The 16,551-nt window shown below is 40.5% G+C and carries 15 protein-coding genes; 8 read left to right on the top strand and 7 right to left on the bottom strand.

Going from position 1 to position 16,551, the window contains the following annotated elements; translation table 11 throughout:
- Positions 1-345: 345 nt before the first annotated feature.
- From tyrS to ESB04_RS10680, 3 genes are read right to left on the bottom strand one after another with little or no spacing between them, the layout of a single operon-like run.
- Positions 346-1,638 carry a tyrosine--tRNA ligase gene (gene tyrS / locus ESB04_RS10690; protein WP_129027733.1) on the bottom strand — a complete coding sequence of 431 codons (1,293 nt, stop codon included), beginning with the start codon at positions 1,636-1,638 and terminating at the stop codon, positions 346-348.
- A gap of 58 nt (positions 1,639-1,696) precedes the next feature.
- Positions 1,697-2,920 (bottom strand): S-adenosylmethionine:tRNA ribosyltransferase-isomerase, encoded by a 1,224-nt coding sequence (locus ESB04_RS10685; RefSeq protein ID WP_129027732.1) that lies wholly within the window; start codon positions 2,918-2,920, stop codon positions 1,697-1,699.
- Positions 2,920-3,426, bottom strand: coding sequence for an SdpI family protein (locus ESB04_RS10680; RefSeq protein ID WP_129027731.1), 507 nt, complete (start codon positions 3,424-3,426; stop codon positions 2,920-2,922). Before ESB04_RS10680 ends, ESB04_RS10685 begins: the two co-directional genes overlap by 1 nt.
- 146 nt (positions 3,427-3,572) lie before the next feature.
- Between ESB04_RS10680 and ESB04_RS10675 the strand changes: the two genes are divergently transcribed.
- Together ESB04_RS10675 and ESB04_RS10670 are read left to right on the top strand one after the other, a co-directional pair.
- Positions 3,573-4,127 carry a cob(I)yrinic acid a,c-diamide adenosyltransferase gene (locus ESB04_RS10675; RefSeq protein WP_129027730.1) on the top strand — a complete coding sequence of 185 codons (555 nt, stop codon included), beginning with the start codon at positions 3,573-3,575 and terminating at the stop codon, positions 4,125-4,127.
- Between the two features lie 18 nt (positions 4,128-4,145).
- Positions 4,146-5,198: a branched-chain amino acid aminotransferase gene (locus ESB04_RS10670; protein ID WP_129027729.1), complete on the top strand. Its 1,053-nt coding sequence runs from the start codon at positions 4,146-4,148 to the stop codon at positions 5,196-5,198.
- On the opposite strand, the gene ESB04_RS10665 is transcribed toward ESB04_RS10670, so the two are convergent.
- The 4 genes from ESB04_RS10665 to ESB04_RS10650 form a co-directional block, all read right to left on the bottom strand.
- A complete protein-coding gene (locus tag ESB04_RS10665; protein ID WP_129027728.1) occupies positions 5,195-5,776 on the bottom strand; it encodes a hypothetical protein in 582 nt (193 codons plus the stop codon). The two genes, ESB04_RS10670 and ESB04_RS10665, sit on opposite strands and share 4 nt — an antisense overlap.
- A 196-nt stretch (positions 5,777-5,972) precedes the next feature.
- Positions 5,973-7,379, bottom strand: a complete 1,407-nt coding sequence (locus tag ESB04_RS10660) for a BamA/TamA family outer membrane protein (protein ID WP_129027727.1) — start codon at positions 7,377-7,379, stop codon at positions 5,973-5,975.
- A 49-nt stretch (positions 7,380-7,428) separates the two neighbouring features.
- Positions 7,429-9,090 carry an AMP-binding protein gene (locus ESB04_RS10655; RefSeq protein WP_129027726.1) on the bottom strand — a complete coding sequence of 554 codons (1,662 nt, stop codon included), beginning with the start codon at positions 9,088-9,090 and terminating at the stop codon, positions 7,429-7,431.
- 20 nt (positions 9,091-9,110) lie between these two features.
- Complete coding sequence (locus ESB04_RS10650) at positions 9,111-9,899, bottom strand: biotin--[acetyl-CoA-carboxylase] ligase (RefSeq protein ID WP_164969646.1); 789 nt, start codon at positions 9,897-9,899, stop codon at positions 9,111-9,113.
- A gap of 88 nt (positions 9,900-9,987) precedes the next feature.
- Here ESB04_RS10650 and rsfS point away from each other — a divergent pair, with 88 nt between their 5' ends.
- The 6 genes from rsfS (at position 9,988) to ESB04_RS10620 (ending at position 16,504) form a co-directional block, all read left to right on the top strand.
- Positions 9,988-10,374 (top strand): ribosome silencing factor, encoded by a 387-nt coding sequence (gene rsfS, locus ESB04_RS10645; RefSeq protein ID WP_129027724.1) that lies wholly within the window; start codon positions 9,988-9,990, stop codon positions 10,372-10,374.
- A gap of 77 nt (positions 10,375-10,451) precedes the next feature.
- Positions 10,452-12,587: an ATP-dependent zinc metalloprotease FtsH gene (ftsH, locus tag ESB04_RS10640; RefSeq protein ID WP_129027723.1), complete on the top strand. Its 2,136-nt coding sequence runs from the start codon at positions 10,452-10,454 to the stop codon at positions 12,585-12,587.
- A 32-nt stretch (positions 12,588-12,619) separates the two neighbouring features.
- Positions 12,620-13,432, top strand: coding sequence for a UDP-2,3-diacylglucosamine diphosphatase (locus tag ESB04_RS10635; RefSeq protein ID WP_129027722.1), 813 nt, complete (start codon positions 12,620-12,622; stop codon positions 13,430-13,432).
- A complete protein-coding gene (locus tag ESB04_RS10630; RefSeq protein ID WP_164969645.1) occupies positions 13,398-14,903 on the top strand; it encodes a glycoside hydrolase family 32 protein in 1,506 nt (501 codons plus the stop codon). The genes ESB04_RS10635 and ESB04_RS10630 overlap by 35 nt, the downstream gene beginning before the upstream one ends.
- Before the next feature lie 67 nt (positions 14,904-14,970).
- Positions 14,971-15,951, top strand: coding sequence for an acyl-ACP desaturase (locus tag ESB04_RS10625; protein WP_235832228.1), 981 nt, complete (start codon positions 14,971-14,973; stop codon positions 15,949-15,951).
- Between the two features lie 19 nt (positions 15,952-15,970).
- Positions 15,971-16,504, top strand: a complete 534-nt coding sequence (locus tag ESB04_RS10620; RefSeq protein ID WP_129027741.1) for an RNA methyltransferase — start codon at positions 15,971-15,973, stop codon at positions 16,502-16,504.
- The last annotated feature ends 47 nt before the right edge of the window (positions 16,505-16,551 follow it).

Genomic DNA, 16,551 nt, shown 5'->3' with positions numbered 1-16,551 from the left:
CTGAGCCAGGATCAAACTCTCCATTGTAAATATTCTTTGGATGTTTGACTTGCTCTTATATATAATAAGAATTGTCTTTATCCTTGTCTTGAATGCTATTCTTTACTCTTCATAACTAACTTAAATAGTTATGAACTTTTTCCTTTTATCAACACGTCAAAGAACTCTTTTAAACTTGACTTGCCTGATTGACACAATAGTGCCTCACATACTCGTTTCGTTTATTGCGCTGGCTCGTTAGCTAGCGATTGGGAGTGCAAAGATGCACGGTTTATTTATTTTGTGCAAATATTGGCGAATAATTTTTTTAATATTTTTTGAATTTATTCGCCAGTAATCTCACAACTACTTGATTGCCAATATGTAGTTTTTTTGTTTCCCGTTTCCGATCAACAAATATTTTTGGCGCAATAACGGAAAATCAATATTTGCCTGTGGATTATTTACCTTCACTTTATTCACACTAATGGCATTTCCTTGGATGGCTTTTCGAGCTTCCCCCTTCGAAGAACAGATTAAATTATTACAGCCCACGCTGATTAAATCCGTCAGATTTTGGCATTCTGCCATCGCCTCTGAACTAACCTGATAAATAGGTAATTGCTGAAAAACACTTTCTGATGCTGCTTCCAATTGCTCAATGGCATCTTTCGCAAATAAGATACCCGAAGCTTCTATGACCTCCTCGCAAATTTGGGCGCCATGTACTCTCGTCGTTACTTCTTTTCCTAAGGCTTTTTGTAATATACGTAAATGAGGGGCCTCCGCATGCTCTGCCTCCATCGCCTCAATTTCCGTTTGACTAAATAAGGTGAACACTCTTAGCAACCTAGGTACGTCGGCATCTGCCGTATTTAACCAGAATTGATAAAACTCATAAGGACTTGTTTTACTAGCATCTAACCACACATTGCCCGACTCCGACTTACCAAATTTGGTTCCGTCGGCCTTAGTGACTAGGGGGGTAGTCAACGCAAATGCTCGATCCGTTTCATCTTCTCCTGCGCCTTCTTTCCTACGGATCATTTCGGTACCTGTGGTAATGTTACCCCATTGATCAGATCCTCCCATTTGTAATCGTACGTTCTTTGTTTTGTACAAATGGTAGAAATCATAACCCTGTAACAATTGATAGGAGAACTCCGTAAAGGATAGTCCCGTTTCCAAGCGGTTTTTCACCGAATCCTTGGACATCATATAATTAACAGTCAAGAATTTCCCTGCCTCCCGTAAAAATCCTAGGAAACTAAATTCTTTAAACCAATCATAATTATTAACAACTTCTGCTGAATTAGCTCCTGAGTGAAAATCTAGAAACTTCTCCAATTGCTTCTGGATACCCACTTGATTATCGCGCAAGGTTTGCTCCGACAAAAATTCCCTTTCCGCATTTTTACCGGATGGGTCACCGATCATTCCCGTAGCTCCTCCCACCAAAGCGATGGGCTTGTGTCCCGCTAATTGAAAGTGCTTCAGCAACATGATGGCCGCCAAATTACCTATGTGCAAACTAGGTGCTGTAGGGTCAAAGCCAATATAGGCCGTGGTCATTTCTTTGGCTAGTTGCTCTTCTAAACCTGGGATCATGTCATGCAACATGCCTCTCCATCTCAATTCCTCGATAAAATTACCTTGCATTTTTTTGGGTCTGATAAATAAAATGGTCGCAAAAATACAAATATTTGCTTGAAATCACTTATTTTTTGAACAACAATGATGAATCACCGTAACTTAAAAATCGATAGCCTTCTTCTAGAGCCACCTCATATACTTTTCGCCAATGCTCTCCAATTAAAGCCGCTATTAACACCAAAAGGGTGGACTTTGGTTGATGGAAATTGGTAATCAGCGCATCACACAAGTGTAAGGGATAACCCGGCATAATTAGGAGCTCAGTTTCAGCTACCCATTGTTCCAAACGATGGGTACGTAAATAGTCCAAAACCTTTTTCAAGGATTCCTGTACAGAATAGTTTTTGGCATGCACCTGATAGGCAAATTCTTTCGGCAATACGAATCCCTCTGCTGGTATAGGCTTCCCTTCCATTAAATAAACACCTGACCAATATAAGCTCTCCAATGCTCTCAAGGCGGTAGTACCTACTGGAACCATAGGTCCCTGATGTTGCAATAAGGTCTCAATCATGGGAATGGAGAATATCAATTGCTCCCTGTGCATGGGATGGTGGGCGACATTGTCCTCTTTGACTGGAAGAAACGTGCCTGCTCCCACGTGCAAGGTAATAAAGGTACTTTGATGCCCTTTGGCAGGAATTTGTTCAATAATCTGTTCCGTAAAATGTAGGCTAGCCGTAGGGGCAGCTACCGCGCCTAATTCCTTGGAAAATATGGTTTGGTATCTTTCTTGGTCGGCCTCATCCAAATCTCTTCCCAAATAAGGAGGGAGCGGAATCTGTCCCAAAGCATTTAAAATCTCGGCGAATAAATGGGCACTATCCCAAGTGATTTTGACCCAATTGTTTTCACGATCTATCCAATCCAATCGTAAGGAAACGCTCTCTTCGCCCATTTGGACGGCCTGCTCCAAGGATTCACCTTCCTTCCAGCGCTTTTTATTGCCCACCAAACATTCCCAATCCACTTCATGCTGAGATTCCATGGTGATTTGGGTGGCAACAGTAGCCGTTAAAGGCTTTAGTAAAAACAGCTCAATGGTGGCTCCTGTAGCTTTCTTTAAATGAATTCTGGCAGGAATAACACGGGTATTGTTGAATATCAATAGGCTATTGGCAGGTAATAAATCCAATAGATTGTAGAATCGATGATGCGAAATCTCTCCATTTTTGCTGACTAACAATCGCGAGGCATCCCGAACTGGACTAGGATGCTGCGCTATGCTAGTCTCAGGGAGGGGATAATCATAATCGTGTATCGAAACAGAAGGTAACTCAATTTTCATTAGTTTTCAGATTCATCTGCTAAGGAGAACAAACGAACAGGCAAATAAATAAGCCAAAGGAGTAATAAGACGATTCCTAAGCTTGGATAGTAGGAAAAATCTTGGTTATAAGTTCTTTCATCGTTCAATAAAAGCAAGGCTCTTAATACCAAAATCATATAAGTGTTGATCAGGGCGGGCAACATGTGTAACCAATGTCCGACAATGGCTTTTATATTTTCTGGTCCTTTTTTCTGAAAAGCTGAAAACAAAGAAAGGAATTGAGCAGCAGGTATTTTTTGGATGTTTTTAATCAACAATAAGGCTAGCATATTGATCAAGGTAATGATCCCGGCCGTCAGATAAAACACTTCTTCTTTCGGTAAAAATCCATCTCCACGACCCGTTTCGCCAAAATGCACGGCAGTTGGATCGGGTAGGCCACGGTAGATAAATAAGAGAGAGACACCAAAACCGACTAGGGAAATGATTCTCCATACTCGAGAGAAAAAATGATCGATCGACATATGTTGATTAAAATGTGCACAAAATTAGGTCTGAAAATCTATCTGACCTAATCTTTATTTTCTTTCACCGTTGAAAATGATAATTATGCCTCATTCTTGTTATTCAGGCTCGAAAAAAGTAGATTTGTGTCTTATACTACATTGCCATGGCGATCTACACAAAAAACGGAGATAAAGGCTTTACGCGCTTAGCTGACGGGAATGGCGTCTCAAAATCAGATTTGAGAATTGATGCCATGGGAGATATAGATGAGTTAAATGCTCATTTAGGATTATTGAACACCCGTCTTTCGGATCCATTACATGCCAAAGTCCTAGGAATTCAGGCTAGTTTATTTGTTCTTGGAGCACATGTGGCCTGTGATTCTACGGATTTTTTGGGTAATATGAAGCTTCTAGAGCTTCACGATATTGTGGCTTTGGAAGGTTTAATTGATGAAATGGATGATGTCTTGACACCCATGCGAGTCTTTATTCTGCCCGGCGGTCATGAAACAATTGCATTAGCTCAAGTTTGTAGAACCGTATGTCGCCGTGCAGAACGCAGCCTTATCCGATGGGTACAAGCCGAAGAGAAGGAAGAAGCTTTTCAGATATCCATCGCATTTTTAAACAGATTATCCGATTATTTATTTATGATGTGCCGCTATTTACATCATTTATTGGGGATCCCAGAGATTCCTTGGAATTCAGGTAGATAGCCATATATATTCAATAAGATGCAAATAGAAATAAAACCCATAGCCCAATCTCGAATCTCAGAGGTTGATTTTGATCATTTAGTTTTCGGTCGCAGTTTTGCTGACCATATGTTAGTAGCGGATTATGCCGATGGTGCTTGGCAAAAGGTGACCATCCAGCCTTATGGGCCATTGACCTATCAACCTGCCATGATGTCTTTGCATTATGGTCAGGCTATATTTGAAGGAATGAAAGCCTATCGTTCCAAGCAAGATGAGATTTTGGTATTTCGTCCAGAAGAAAACTTCAAGCGTTTTAATAAGTCGGCCGTGCGCATGTGCATGCCAGAGGTACCTGAGGAGATATTTTTAGGTGGATTGCGTCAGTTATTACAAATGGACAAAGCTTGGGTTCCTGCCAAAGAAGGTTGCTCTTTGTACATTCGTCCTTTTATGTTCTCTACGGATGAATATGTGGGTGTTTCGCCATCTACGACTTATAAGTTTATTATTTTCCTTTGCCCAGTGGGTTCTTACTATGCCAAGCCATTGCGTGTACGTGTAGAGACAAAATATATCCGTGCTGCCAAAGGGGGAGTAGGATTTTCTAAAAATGCAGGAAATTACGGTGGCTCATTATTTCCAACTCAAGAAGCCAACAAGGCAGGTTATGATCAGATTATCTGGACGGACGCTGCCACCCACCAATATGTGGAGGAAGCCGGTACGATGAACTTGATGTTTGTGGTGAATGGGGCTCTAGTGACAGCACCTACGGGAGATACAATTTTAGACGGAGTGACTCGCAAGTCGGTCTTACAAATAGCCAAAGACTGGGGAATGAAAGTGGAGGAAAGGCCTCTTTCTGTAAAGGAGTTGGTAGAAGGTATTCAATCGGGTGCGGTAACTGAAGCATTCGGTGCAGGTACTGCCGCAGTAATTGCTCCTATACAGGTGATTGCTTTTGAAGGTAAAGATTATGAATTACCTGCTAGAAAAGAAAGCGATTTCTCATCCAAAGTATTCCATGAAATCAATCAGATTCGCCTAGGCGAGGTAGCAGATACCCGTCAGTGGATTTGGAAGGTCTAATTGATTTTCGAATAAGTTACTTGAATACCTGGGTCTTTGGGAGTACCTACATCCTCTAAAATGACCTGGGTATTTTCATTTTTCCAAATGATCTTTTTGGCATTTCCTCGGCCATTGCCATAGATGTTACTCAGGTATTGTTTGAAGTCATTGGTTAGGTCTAGAACTTCGTCCTGCTCTTCAAGGAAAATATTCAACATGATACTCTTTACCTTATTGTTTTCATCGGGTATGTAGGTGATGTCCACGAAGTTTAAATCCGTATCATCGAAAAACTGGGTATACGATTTACCCATGCTGGGTTGGGTTTCTGATAATTCTACTTTTTCGCCTAATTGCGCTATATCCTGTCCCCAAAAAACATTTCTGACAACCCCTTCTGTGCCCAAGGTGATTCGCTTTAATAGGGGAGTGCTGGCATCCCAGGCTTTTAGTTTAGCTTCTTTTTGAGGATTGCTGCTAGTCTGATTGGCTTCTTGTTTATCTGTGCTTGTCTGACAGGCATGGCTAATTATCAATAAACTGATAATCGTAATAAATGCCTTAAATATTCTAAAAAAGCCTGTTTTGTGATGCATTAGGTAGGAATTCTAGGGTGATAAATTTACCGATGGATAAAATTAAAAAAAATCAAATTTGATATATTCAATTTTTAGAAAAATAGTGTTATTTTTGTACAACGATTTTTAAGTTTGATAAGTCAAACTAGCAATATTTAAGATTATTAGTGGTTAGGTATTTTAAAAAGAAGCCGGTCTTTGACTGGCTTTTTTTTTAGAACTCACGTCCAAGTCCAACTACGAAACCGTACTTCCCTCCATTATTAAACGGTAAGGCCATCTTTAATACAAAATTGTAATAGGTCACCACGTCTAACCCCAGTCCATAACCAAACAACCATTTGTTGGCGAAAACACTTTTCGTCTCCATGCGATTCTCCTGGTTAACATAAGCAAAATCAAAAAAAGCGGTTGGATAGATGGATAGGGGCATTTGATTGAACTGTTTATATGGGATAAAGCTCAGGGGAATGATCTGTTTAAATAGTTGGTATTTCAAGGTATTCCTAGAAAGGAAATAATCAGTCCCATCGATTACCTTGAGCTCAAATCCACGGACTACCTCATTGCGGTAACCCAATCCTCGTTGATTGGCATAGGGTACTGTAGCACCTTCTTGAGTGATTTTTCCTTTGAATTGACTACTGAAATAAACCTTTTTACCTAGATCGAAAAAATAGGATAAGCCAGCCGTCATCTCCCAAAAATTGATTTCATCCTGAGCTAACACACCATATTTTTGGAAGCTGATGTCAATCTTTTTTCCGATCAAAGGATAGACGACAAAATCCCTGAAATCATAAGAGAAAGTGTAACCAATCTGCATGAAATTCTGCTCGTTTGACTTACCCTGGAAGTAAACAGGATTTAGGCGCGTAATGGTATCTGCCACTACATTATGGGTGTATTTGATTTCTAAAATTTGGAAATCGTAAAAGCGAAAACGCTTCCTGAAACTGAGACCTCCGCTCCATTTTTCCCTTAATATATTATCTGAGCCCAAATAGACCAGGGTGTCCGCTTGTGTCTTGTAGGCAATGTTTTTGCTAGTGGTATAATCTACGTTAAAACCTACTCCAAGGGTCTTTTTTCGGTCTACATAGGGATTGCTATAAGAAAATTCTATGCGTTGGGTAAAGCCAGTTTCTGCCTTGAGCATTAGTTTTTCGGCTCTGCCCCGGAAATTGCTATGCAAAAAATGGATTCCATAAATGGCTCTGTCCAGTGGATGACCGCGTGCCCACCATTCATTTAAATTCCTGTCGGCCAATTGAAATACTGGATACCCCAATAAATACAATTGCTCCAAAAGGTCAAAATGGATGATTAATTTACCTGCGGGAGAAAGGTGGTATTCTGAACGAACCCAAATGAATAAATTGGTATTCATGAGTTTTCGTCGACTCAACTCCAGTTTTTGATCGATCTCATTAAGGTCCAATACATCGCCAACTTTAAAATCTAATTCTCTGGTGAGGATGCTTCTTTTAGTTCGCTCATTACCTTTAAAATGGATGCTATCAATCGGCACCATCTGCGCCCAAAGGGATGTTTTGGAGCCTATGCCTAGGAATAGGAACAAGCTGATCATGACAACATTAGGCGGAACTAGGCGTCTCATGCAACTAATTTAGTCAAAAAGACCAGCTATTAATTTAGGGTCCAATAAATTATTCAAAAAGAATGGTGGAAGGATGTTGGTGCCAATGCTCTAATTGATCCTGAAACTTTTTCTCAATGGCGTGTCGACGAATTTTCAAGGTTGGCGTAATGCATTGGTTTTCAATGGTCCAGTCTTCCTTGAGGACAATCATTTTGGCCAGATGCTCGTATTTCTTAAAATGTGGTTGTAGATTACTTCTGATACCATCTAGGGTCAATTCAAGGGCCGTTTTATCCGCTTTTTTCCCTTCAGAGTTTAACACAATGAGGGCGACCGGCTGGGGTAAATTGCTACCTACCACGCAGACCTGCTCAATCCACTCATGTGATAGAATCATGTTTTCGATAGGAGCGGGAACCACGTATTGACCTTTGCTGGTCTTGAAATTATCTTTTACTCGACCTATGATGGAAATATAGCCCTCCTCATCTAATTCTGCCATATCACCCGTTTTGAGCCAAGGTCCATCAAAAAGATCGGCCGTTAATTGGGGTTCTTTATAATATCCTGAAGTATTGTAGTCGGCCTTCATGAGTAATTCATTCGAATCTGGGTCAAGGCGCACCTCACAGGTTGGCCAAGGTCTTCCCACAGTTCCCAAGCGCATTTGATCTCGAGGCATTAGGGAATTAAATCCCATGTTTTCTGTCATGCCATATGCCTCTTGAATGACGATGTCCAGTTTTTGAAACCAAATTAATAATTCGGTGGGCATGGGTGCTGCTCCTGTAACATTCAATTTGGTTTGGTCTAGCCCTAGTCCTTTTTGGATTTTCTTTTGAATGAGGTTTCGAACAATGGGTATAGACAAGAGTAAATCCAATCGTTTTTGGCCACCTATTTTTTGTAGGATTCCCTCCCGAAATTTGGCCCATATCCTTGGAACAGCTAAAAAATGCGTAGGCCTACAGGATACTAAATTATCTTTGAAGCTGTCGAGTGATTCCACAAAATAGATAGTACCTCCTGAAGCCGTACCCGCAAATTCAACAAAGTTTCTCTCTGCTATATGGCAAAGAGGCAAATAGGAAATGAAGCGATTATTCTCAGACTGCAGATAGGCTGCTTTCTTGGCCAAATTAATGGCTTGAATAATGCCCTTGTGGTGGAGCATCACCCCCTTGGGAGAACCAGTGGTACCAGAAGTGTATACAATGGTACTTAGCTCATCTCCATTAGCTTCATGAATAGGATGTATGATGTCGTTCTGGGCGACGATACTCATCCAATGTTCTTCTGAAATTAGATTGCTATGTTCAGGAGTAAAAATTAGTTGGATATGGGAAGGAATACCTTCTTTTAGGCTATCCCAGAGATCTAGTTTTCCTACAAAAAGGATTTGGCAGTCGGAATGCACCAAAACCTGATTCAACTGTTCTGCGCTTAGGGTAGGATAAAATGGAACAGAAATAGCGCCCGCGGCTGCAATGGCCAAATCAGCCATAATCCAATGGGCACAATTTTTGGATAAAATACCCACATGTTGGGGCTTTTGAACATCCAGCTGTTGCTTTAAATGATTGGCTACACGCAATATTTGGTCGGCTACTTCCCCATAGGTATAATCCAGATAGGATTTGCCAACAGGTTGTTTCAAATAAACTTTATGTGGGCAATGTTCTGCCCAATACAGAAAATTGTCAAGGTTACTGCGGTAGTGGTCAATCATGGACAAAGTAATGGCTAAGCTTAGTCCTTAAAAATAAAACTTAATTCCTTGATTTCATAGGCTTGTTCTCCACTGGATTTCTCCATGATTAATAGCCCTTGATCGTTGACCCTTAGAATTTTACCAGTAAATATGTGATTTTTGTCTTGATAGCTATGCCATTCTTGGAATCTAAATAATTGACTATGATAAATTTCGTCCAATAAATAGAATTTTTTCTCTAAAAAATGTAAGTATTTTTGTTCTATACCCATTGAAATATGCTGGTAAATGTCTAGCAGGTCGAAGGGTTGAGGTGACTTCATCCAAGATTTCAAGGAGCAAGCTCGCAGGTCGGCGAAGTTAGTTTGATTGATATTTAAACCAATGCCTATGATGGAAAAGGTCCATTGGCCTGCTTGAAAATTATTTTCTATCAGGATGCCTCCCAGTTTTTTGCCTTCTAAGTAAATGTCATTAGGCCACTTAATGGACAAGGGTAATTTTTCGCCAAAATGGATTTTGGCCCAATCTTGTAATCCATGGATGATACCAAGTGCCACGGCCTTGCTCAGAAAGAACTGATTTTCCAGTAAATGATGGGGTGGTTTTAGTAAATAGGACAGTAATAAATTTTGGTCAGGTTCTGCTTGCCAAGTGTTACCTCTTTGTCCTCTCCCAGCTGTTTGATGTCCTGCTACCCAGGCATATCCTTCGGGTAGAAGCATGTCCAAGGATTCCTGAAAAGCCAGGGAATTGGTGGATGGACAACTAGCGAGGTATTTCGCCGTTTTGCCTACGAACTGGGTAGGAGCGTGGTAATTGTTCAAATTTATTTGTAATTTTAGGTTTGATAGAACAAAATTAAATTTTTAATCGTTAAGATAGTTCTCTACAACATTTAGATCAAAACATTATATGCGTAAAAGTTCCATTAAGTCCCCTAAACAAGATATATCTGAAGAAATTGTGAGCTGGGTTATCAAGGGGATGCAAGAAAAGAAAGCACAGGAGATTATGGTACTTGACTTACGTGGTGTTCACAATGCCTTCACCGATTTCTTTGTTATTTGCTCAGGTACTTCCGATACGCAAATTGATGCGATTGCTGATTCCGTGGACAAGGAGATTTGGGAAGCAGGTAAATTACATGCTCATGCCATTGAAGGTAAGGCCAATAGAGAGTGGATTTTGATGGATTATTACGATGTAATTGTACATGTGTTTTTAAAGGAGAAGCGCGCATTTTTTAAATTAGAAGAGTTGTGGGGAGATGCGAAATTTACACTTGTCCCGGATCTATAAGAGTTCATTTGTAGATTTTTTAACCCAAAAGAAACTTATTCATTCCCTTAGGTTGTTACAAGCCCAAATAGATAGCAATGGCAAAACAATTAAACAATTCAAAGAATACTAAGAGGTCAGGAATTCCTCCTCGATTACCTAAAAAACCCGTTGGAGGCATGCAAAGTTGGATGGTCATCGGTCTGATGATCGCGGTGGTGAGCATGTTCTTCTTTACCAAACAAAGAACACTTCAGGAAATTTCTCAAAAGCAATTCGAGTCAATGTTGATTCAAAAAGAGGTAGAAAGTGTGACAATCGTCAATGATAAATTGGTGGAAGTAAGCTTGAAGCCCACTTTTGTGAATAAATATTTTAAAAACTCTCCGCAAGGTCTAATTACCGTGAAACAAGGGCCTCATTTTGAGTTTCAAATCATCTCCAAGGAGGGTTTTGAGCGCTTTTTGGAAGATAGACAGAAAACTTTCCCTCGCAATGAGCAGATTATGGCTAAGCCAGAAACGCGTACAGGACCGTTAGATTGGCTGGGTACATGGGGCTTTTTCATCTTGATGGGATTAAGTTTTTATTTCCTTTTCTTCCGAATGGGAGCAGGGGGTGGTGCCGGTGGACAAATCTTCAATATTGGCCGTAGTAAGGCGACTTTGATTGAAGGTGAGTCTAAAGTACGTATCACCTTTAATGATGTTGCAGGATTGGATGAGGCTAAAGAGGAGATTCAAGAGATAGTTGAGTTTCTAAGACATCCAAAAAAATTCACGGATCTAGGAGGTAAAATACCGAAAGGAGCCTTGTTAGTAGGCCCTCCGGGAACTGGTAAAACCTTATTAGCGAAAGCCGTGGCTGGAGAGGCAGGGGTGCCATTTTTCTCCCTTTCTGGTTCCGATTTTGTGGAGATGTTTGTGGGGGTAGGAGCTGCCCGAGTACGTGATTTGTTTAAGCAAGCCAAAGAAAAAGCACCTTGTATTATTTTCATTGATGAGATTGATGCCGTAGGTCGTTCCAGAGGTAGGGGTTCCATGCCAGGTGCTAATGATGAGCGCGAGAATACATTGAACTCTTTATTGGTAGAGATGGATGGATTTGCGACTGATTCTGGTATCATCATCATGGCGGCTACTAACCGTCCAGATGTATTGGATTCTGCCTTGTTAAGACCAGGGCGTTTTGACCGTACGATTAGCATTGATAAACCCGATATCATTGGTCGCGAGGCTATTTTCAAGGTACATATCAAGCCATTAAAATTAGCCAATGGAGTAGATGTAAAAGAACTTGCAGCTCAAACCCCGGGTTTTGCAGGTGCAGAGATTGCCAACGTTTGTAATGAGGCAGCTTTGATTGCAGCCAGAAGAAACAAAGCTGCCGTGGAGATGACTGATTTTCAAGAGGCGATGGACCGAGTGATTGGTGGATTGGAGAAGAAAAACAAATTGATTTCTCCCGAAGAAAAGAATATTGTGGCCCACCATGAGGCGGGGCATGCCATAGCGGGTTGGTTCTTAGAGCACGCCAATCCACTGGTAAAGGTATCTATTGTTCCTCGTGGAGTGGCAGCCTTAGGTTATGCTCAATACTTGCCAAAAGAGCAGTTTTTGTATCGAACAGAGCAATTAATGGATGAGATGTGTGTGACATTAGGGGGGCGTGCTGCTGAAGAGATTATTTTTGGAAAGGTATCTACTGGTGCACAAAACGATTTGGAGAGAATTACCAAATTGGCCTATTCCATGGTGACGGTTTACGGTATGAATGATAAGTTGGGTAATATTTCTTACTACGATTCCAAAGGAACGGAATACCAATTTAATAAGCCGTACTCTGAAACTACAGCCAGAGAAATCGACGAGGAAGTGCGCAAGATTATTGCAGAGGCCTACAAGAGAACTTTAGCTTTGTTACGTTCGAAGAAGTCCAAATTGATTATTCTAGCTGAGCAATTATTGAAAAAAGAAGTGCTCTTTCAAAGTGATTTGGAAGCATTAGTGGGGCCTCGTCCTTTTGCGCAGTTGACTTCCTACCAAGAGTACATCAATGGAGAAACCGAGAAAAAGCGTAAGGAAGCTAAAGATGAACGAGATATAGCAGAGAAAGCTGATCAAGTTCCGGAGACTCCAGATGTGAAAAAAGTAGTCAGAAAAACTAAGCCTAAAGCTGCGAAGAAAGAAGAGCCAAGTGGCTCGGATGATGCTTCCAGTGAATCGGCCGTATAACTATTTGGGGTGGTTAGTCCACCCCTTTTTTTATGAAACAACTTCACGTAGCTAAGGGTAAAAAAGTTTATTTCGCCTCCGACTTTCATTTGGGGTTTCCTAATGAAACTGAAAGTAGGGAGCGAGAAGCTGCTTTATTGGATTGGCTTCAAAATGCCCAGCAAGATGCGCAAGCTATTTTTCTACTCGGGGATTTGTTTGATTTTTGGTTTGAGTACAAAAAGGCTGTTCCCAAAGGTTTTGTTCGTTTTTTAGGCAAATTAGCAGAATTAACGGATGCTGGCATTGAGCTCCATATTTTTGTTGGAAACCATGATTTGTGGATGTATGATTATTTCCAAGAGGAATTGTGTGCTAAAATCTACCGTGAACCAGAACGCTTTATCTTATCTTTTGAGGAAGGCCAACAGAAGTCGATCTGGGTGGGACACGGAGACGGTTTAGGTCCGGGTGATTATGGGTATAAAGCGCTGAAAAAAGTGTTTACCAATTCATTGGCTCAGTTCTTATTTCGCTGGTTACATCCTGATTTGGGTATACGTTTAGCACATGCCTGGTCGAATACCCGTAAGTCCAATGCCATTACTCAAGGTTTGGTTCCTTTCAATCCTGAAACGGATTACATTCTTCAATATGTTCATGAGAAATACCACCAAGATTTAGCTTCCCAAGAGGTATCTTGTTGTTATGTTTTCGGTCATCGACATCACCCTATTGCCTATGAATTGGGCAAAGAGGTCTTTTATTATAATTTAGGAGATTGGTTTAGTCCTGCTTTAGCCAATGCTTACATTTTAAGAATCGATGAACATGAAAATACATTTCAAAAATATACTGCTGGCTAGCCTATTTCAGGTAGCATTTTTATTAATTTCTCAGGCTCAAACTGCCACTGATGCATGGCGTCCTTTGGTGCATTTTTCGCCCCAAAAGAATTGGACAAATGATCCCAATGGCTTAATCTATTTCAAAGGCTATTATCATATATTCTTTCAGCATAATCCTATAGCCAATGAATGGGGGAATATGAGTTGGGGGCATGCTCGTAGTAAAGATTTATTGCATTGGGAAGAATTGCCCTTGGCCATTCCACATGGGGAGGAGTATATATTTTCAGGCTGTGTGGTTTGGGATAAAGAACACGTTTCCGGTCTGGGAGACCCCCAAAAAGAGCTTTTAGTGGCGATCTATACCGCAGATTATCCGAACAAAAAACAAGAACAACATTTGGCCTATTCAAATGATGATGGCTTGACTTGGACGAAGTATCTCCATAATCCCATATTGGATATTAATCTGTTGAATTTCAGGGATCCTAGCGTCATTTGGCATAACAGTAGCAAGCAATTTGTGATGTCTGTAGCTAAACCTACGGAACGCTCTGTTCAATTCTATGGATCCAAGAATTTATTGAATTGGGAATTGTTGAGTGAATTTAGTAATCAAGGAGAACTTGATATGATCTGGGAATGCCCTTCCTTGGCTGAATTACTTGTCGAAGGCAGTGAGAAAGAAACGAAATGGGTCTTATTTAACTCCACCCAAGGAGTACAGAAAGGTTTTGTGGGTATGCAGTATTTTGTGGGGGAATTTAATGGTAAGACATTCACGAATGCTAATCCCCCAGAAACCAAACTCTTTGTGGATTATGGCAAAGATTTTTATGCAGCTATTCCCTTTTATAATGCACCCAATCAAGAAGTATTGTGGTTGGGTTGGGCATTGAGTTGGCAATATGCCAAAGAGCAGCCTACCTTTCCCTGGAAAGGACAGATGTCATCTATTAGAAAGTTGAGCTTGATTAATAGTCCTGATGGCTTGCGACTGAAGCAGGAATTTCGGCCAAACTTTTCGGAAGTAGAGCCGACTTTTCAGATTAAGGATGTGAGCATTACTAAATCCAAAGTTTTGAGTGGGATAAAACTGTTGCAAAATAAGTCTTACATCATTGAATTAGATGTAGAAGGTACTACATCTGACCGATGGGGCTTAAAATGGCAGTCGGCTGATAATCTCCAAGAATTCACGGTGGTAGGATTTGATGAAATAAAAAAACAATGGTTTATAGATCGTTCCAAATCAGGAAAGATTTTGAGTCCTGGGTTTTTCAAAATTGACTCCGCTCCTTGGCATGAAGGGGAGTCTCGTCAATTACGGGTGTGGGTGGATCACTCCATGTTGGAATTACTGGCACAAGATGGAATCGTAGCCATAAGCTCCTTGCGCTTTCCTTTGGGAAAGAAAGAAAATCTGAGCGTATTTTCAGATAAAGGCAAATTAGACTTAAAACAAATAAGGATTTGGGAATTGAAATAAGGATATGAAGCAATATTTATTTTTGTATATTCGTTTAAAATTATCCAAATAAACTAATCTATATATCATGTCTCAATTTGCTACTCGTGTGGAGGTAATGTCTGAACTTTCCAAAAACATGGATGCTTATGTGAAAGAATATTTGAATCCAATTGAAACCAATTGGCAGCCATCAGATTTGTTACCTGATTCTACTAAAGAGGATTTTTTGATGGAAGTCAAATTATTGCAAGAGGCGGCGAAGGAGTTACCTTATGATTATTGGGCGGTATTGATTGGGGATACCATTACTGAGGAGGCATTGCCGACCTATGAGTCTTGGCTGATGGCCATGGAATCAGTGAATCAAGACACAAAACAGGGGCAAGGTTGGGTACAATGGATTCGTAGTTGGACAGCGGAGGAGAACCGTCATGGAAATTTATTGAGTACCTATTTATACTTGTCTGGTAAAGTAGATATGCGTGCTATGGCCGTTTCAACTCAATATTTAATTGCTGATGGATTTGACATTGGTACTTCATCAGACCCATACAGAAATTTTGTGTATACATCATTTCAAGAGATGGCGACCAATATTTCACACAGAAGAACAGCTTCTTTGGCTAAACAGCATGGTAACCCACAGCTGTCTCGTATGTGCGCTCAAATTGCCGCTGATGAATTAAGGCATGCCAAGGCCTACCGTCGATTCGTGACTGAAATTTTCAAATTAGATCCTTCGGAAATGATGTTGGCTTTTGCTGATATGATGAAGAAGAAAATTGTGATGCCAGCGCATTTCTTGAGAGAAATCAACGGCCAAAAGAGTTCTTTGTTCGAGCATTTCTCTGATGCTGCACAGCGCATAGGTGTATATACTACACAAGATTATACCACCATTATGCGTGGTTTGATTCAGGATTGGGAGGTGGAAAAAATCACAGGATTAAATGATGCGGCTGAAAAAGCGAGAGATTATGTGGCGGCTTTGCCTGCCCGTTTGGAGCGCTTAGCCGAACGTATCAAAATTCCTGAATTGGCCTATCCATTCAGCTGGATTGCCTAATTGATCACAAGGTTTTATGATGAAGAAATTATCCATGGACGAGCTGAATAGGCTCGATATACCATCATTCAAGGCATTAGATAAATTTCCTTATGTGTTGGTGATGGATGATATTCGTTCCATGAACAACATCGGCTCAGCCTTCCGTACCGCAGATGCCTTTCGATGTGAGAAAATTTATCTCTGTGGTATCAGTGCCCAACCTCCGCATCGAGAAATCACAAAAACAGCTTTGGGAGCGGATGAATCCGTTGATTGGGAATATTTTACTCAAGCCAAGGATTGTATCACTAGTTTGAAAGAGCAAGGATTTACGATTGTTTCGGTAGAACAGGTAAGTAATTCTCAATTGCTTCAAGATTTTAGTCCAGTGCGTGATGTAAAATATGCTTTTGTTTTTGGAAATGAGGTGTTTGGGGTTCAAGAATCTTGGATTGAGGCCAGTGATATTTGCCTAGAGATTCCCCAATTTGGTACGAAACATTCTTTAAATGTATCTGTAAGTCTTGGGATTGTGGTATGGGATTTCGTCTCCAAATCACAGTTTAAATAAGAATATGTCTTAATTGTTTATTTGTTTAAAAACTTAACACAAATAAA

The organism is Aquirufa rosea, from assembly GCF_004118285.1.
GTDB lineage: Bacteria > Bacteroidota > Bacteroidia > Cytophagales > Spirosomataceae > Aquirufa > Aquirufa rosea.
This window is presented reverse-complemented; position numbering and strand designations above follow the sequence as displayed.

Bases quoted from the DNA above. Each gene is read 5' to 3' on its own strand.
- tyrS (WP_129027733.1), bottom strand. From the start codon at position 1,638: ATGCAAGGTAATTTTATCGAGGAATTGAGATGGAGAGGCATGTTGCAT.
- ESB04_RS10685 (WP_129027732.1), bottom strand. From the start codon at position 2,920: ATGAAAATTGAGTTACCTTCTGTTTCGATACACGATTATGATTATCCC.
- ESB04_RS10680 (WP_129027731.1), bottom strand. From the start codon at position 3,426: ATGTCGATCGATCATTTTTTCTCTCGAGTATGGAGAATCATTTCCCTA.
- ESB04_RS10675 (WP_129027730.1), top strand. From the start codon at position 3,573: ATGGCGATCTACACAAAAAACGGAGATAAAGGCTTTACGCGCTTAGCT.
- ESB04_RS10670 (WP_129027729.1), top strand. From the start codon at position 4,146: ATGCAAATAGAAATAAAACCCATAGCCCAATCTCGAATCTCAGAGGTT.
- ESB04_RS10665 (WP_129027728.1), bottom strand. From the start codon at position 5,776: ATGCATCACAAAACAGGCTTTTTTAGAATATTTAAGGCATTTATTACG.
- ESB04_RS10660 (WP_129027727.1), bottom strand. From the start codon at position 7,379: ATGAGACGCCTAGTTCCGCCTAATGTTGTCATGATCAGCTTGTTCCTA.
- ESB04_RS10655 (WP_129027726.1), bottom strand. From the start codon at position 9,090: ATGATTGACCACTACCGCAGTAACCTTGACAATTTTCTGTATTGGGCA.
- rsfS (WP_129027724.1), top strand. From the start codon at position 9,988: ATGCGTAAAAGTTCCATTAAGTCCCCTAAACAAGATATATCTGAAGAA.
- ftsH (WP_129027723.1), top strand. From the start codon at position 10,452: ATGGCAAAACAATTAAACAATTCAAAGAATACTAAGAGGTCAGGAATT.
- ESB04_RS10635 (WP_129027722.1), top strand. From the start codon at position 12,620: ATGAAACAACTTCACGTAGCTAAGGGTAAAAAAGTTTATTTCGCCTCC.
- ESB04_RS10630 (WP_164969645.1), top strand. From the start codon at position 13,398: ATGAAAATACATTTCAAAAATATACTGCTGGCTAGCCTATTTCAGGTA.
- ESB04_RS10625 (WP_235832228.1), top strand. From the start codon at position 14,971: ATGTCTCAATTTGCTACTCGTGTGGAGGTAATGTCTGAACTTTCCAAA.
- ESB04_RS10620 (WP_129027741.1), top strand. From the start codon at position 15,971: ATGAAGAAATTATCCATGGACGAGCTGAATAGGCTCGATATACCATCA.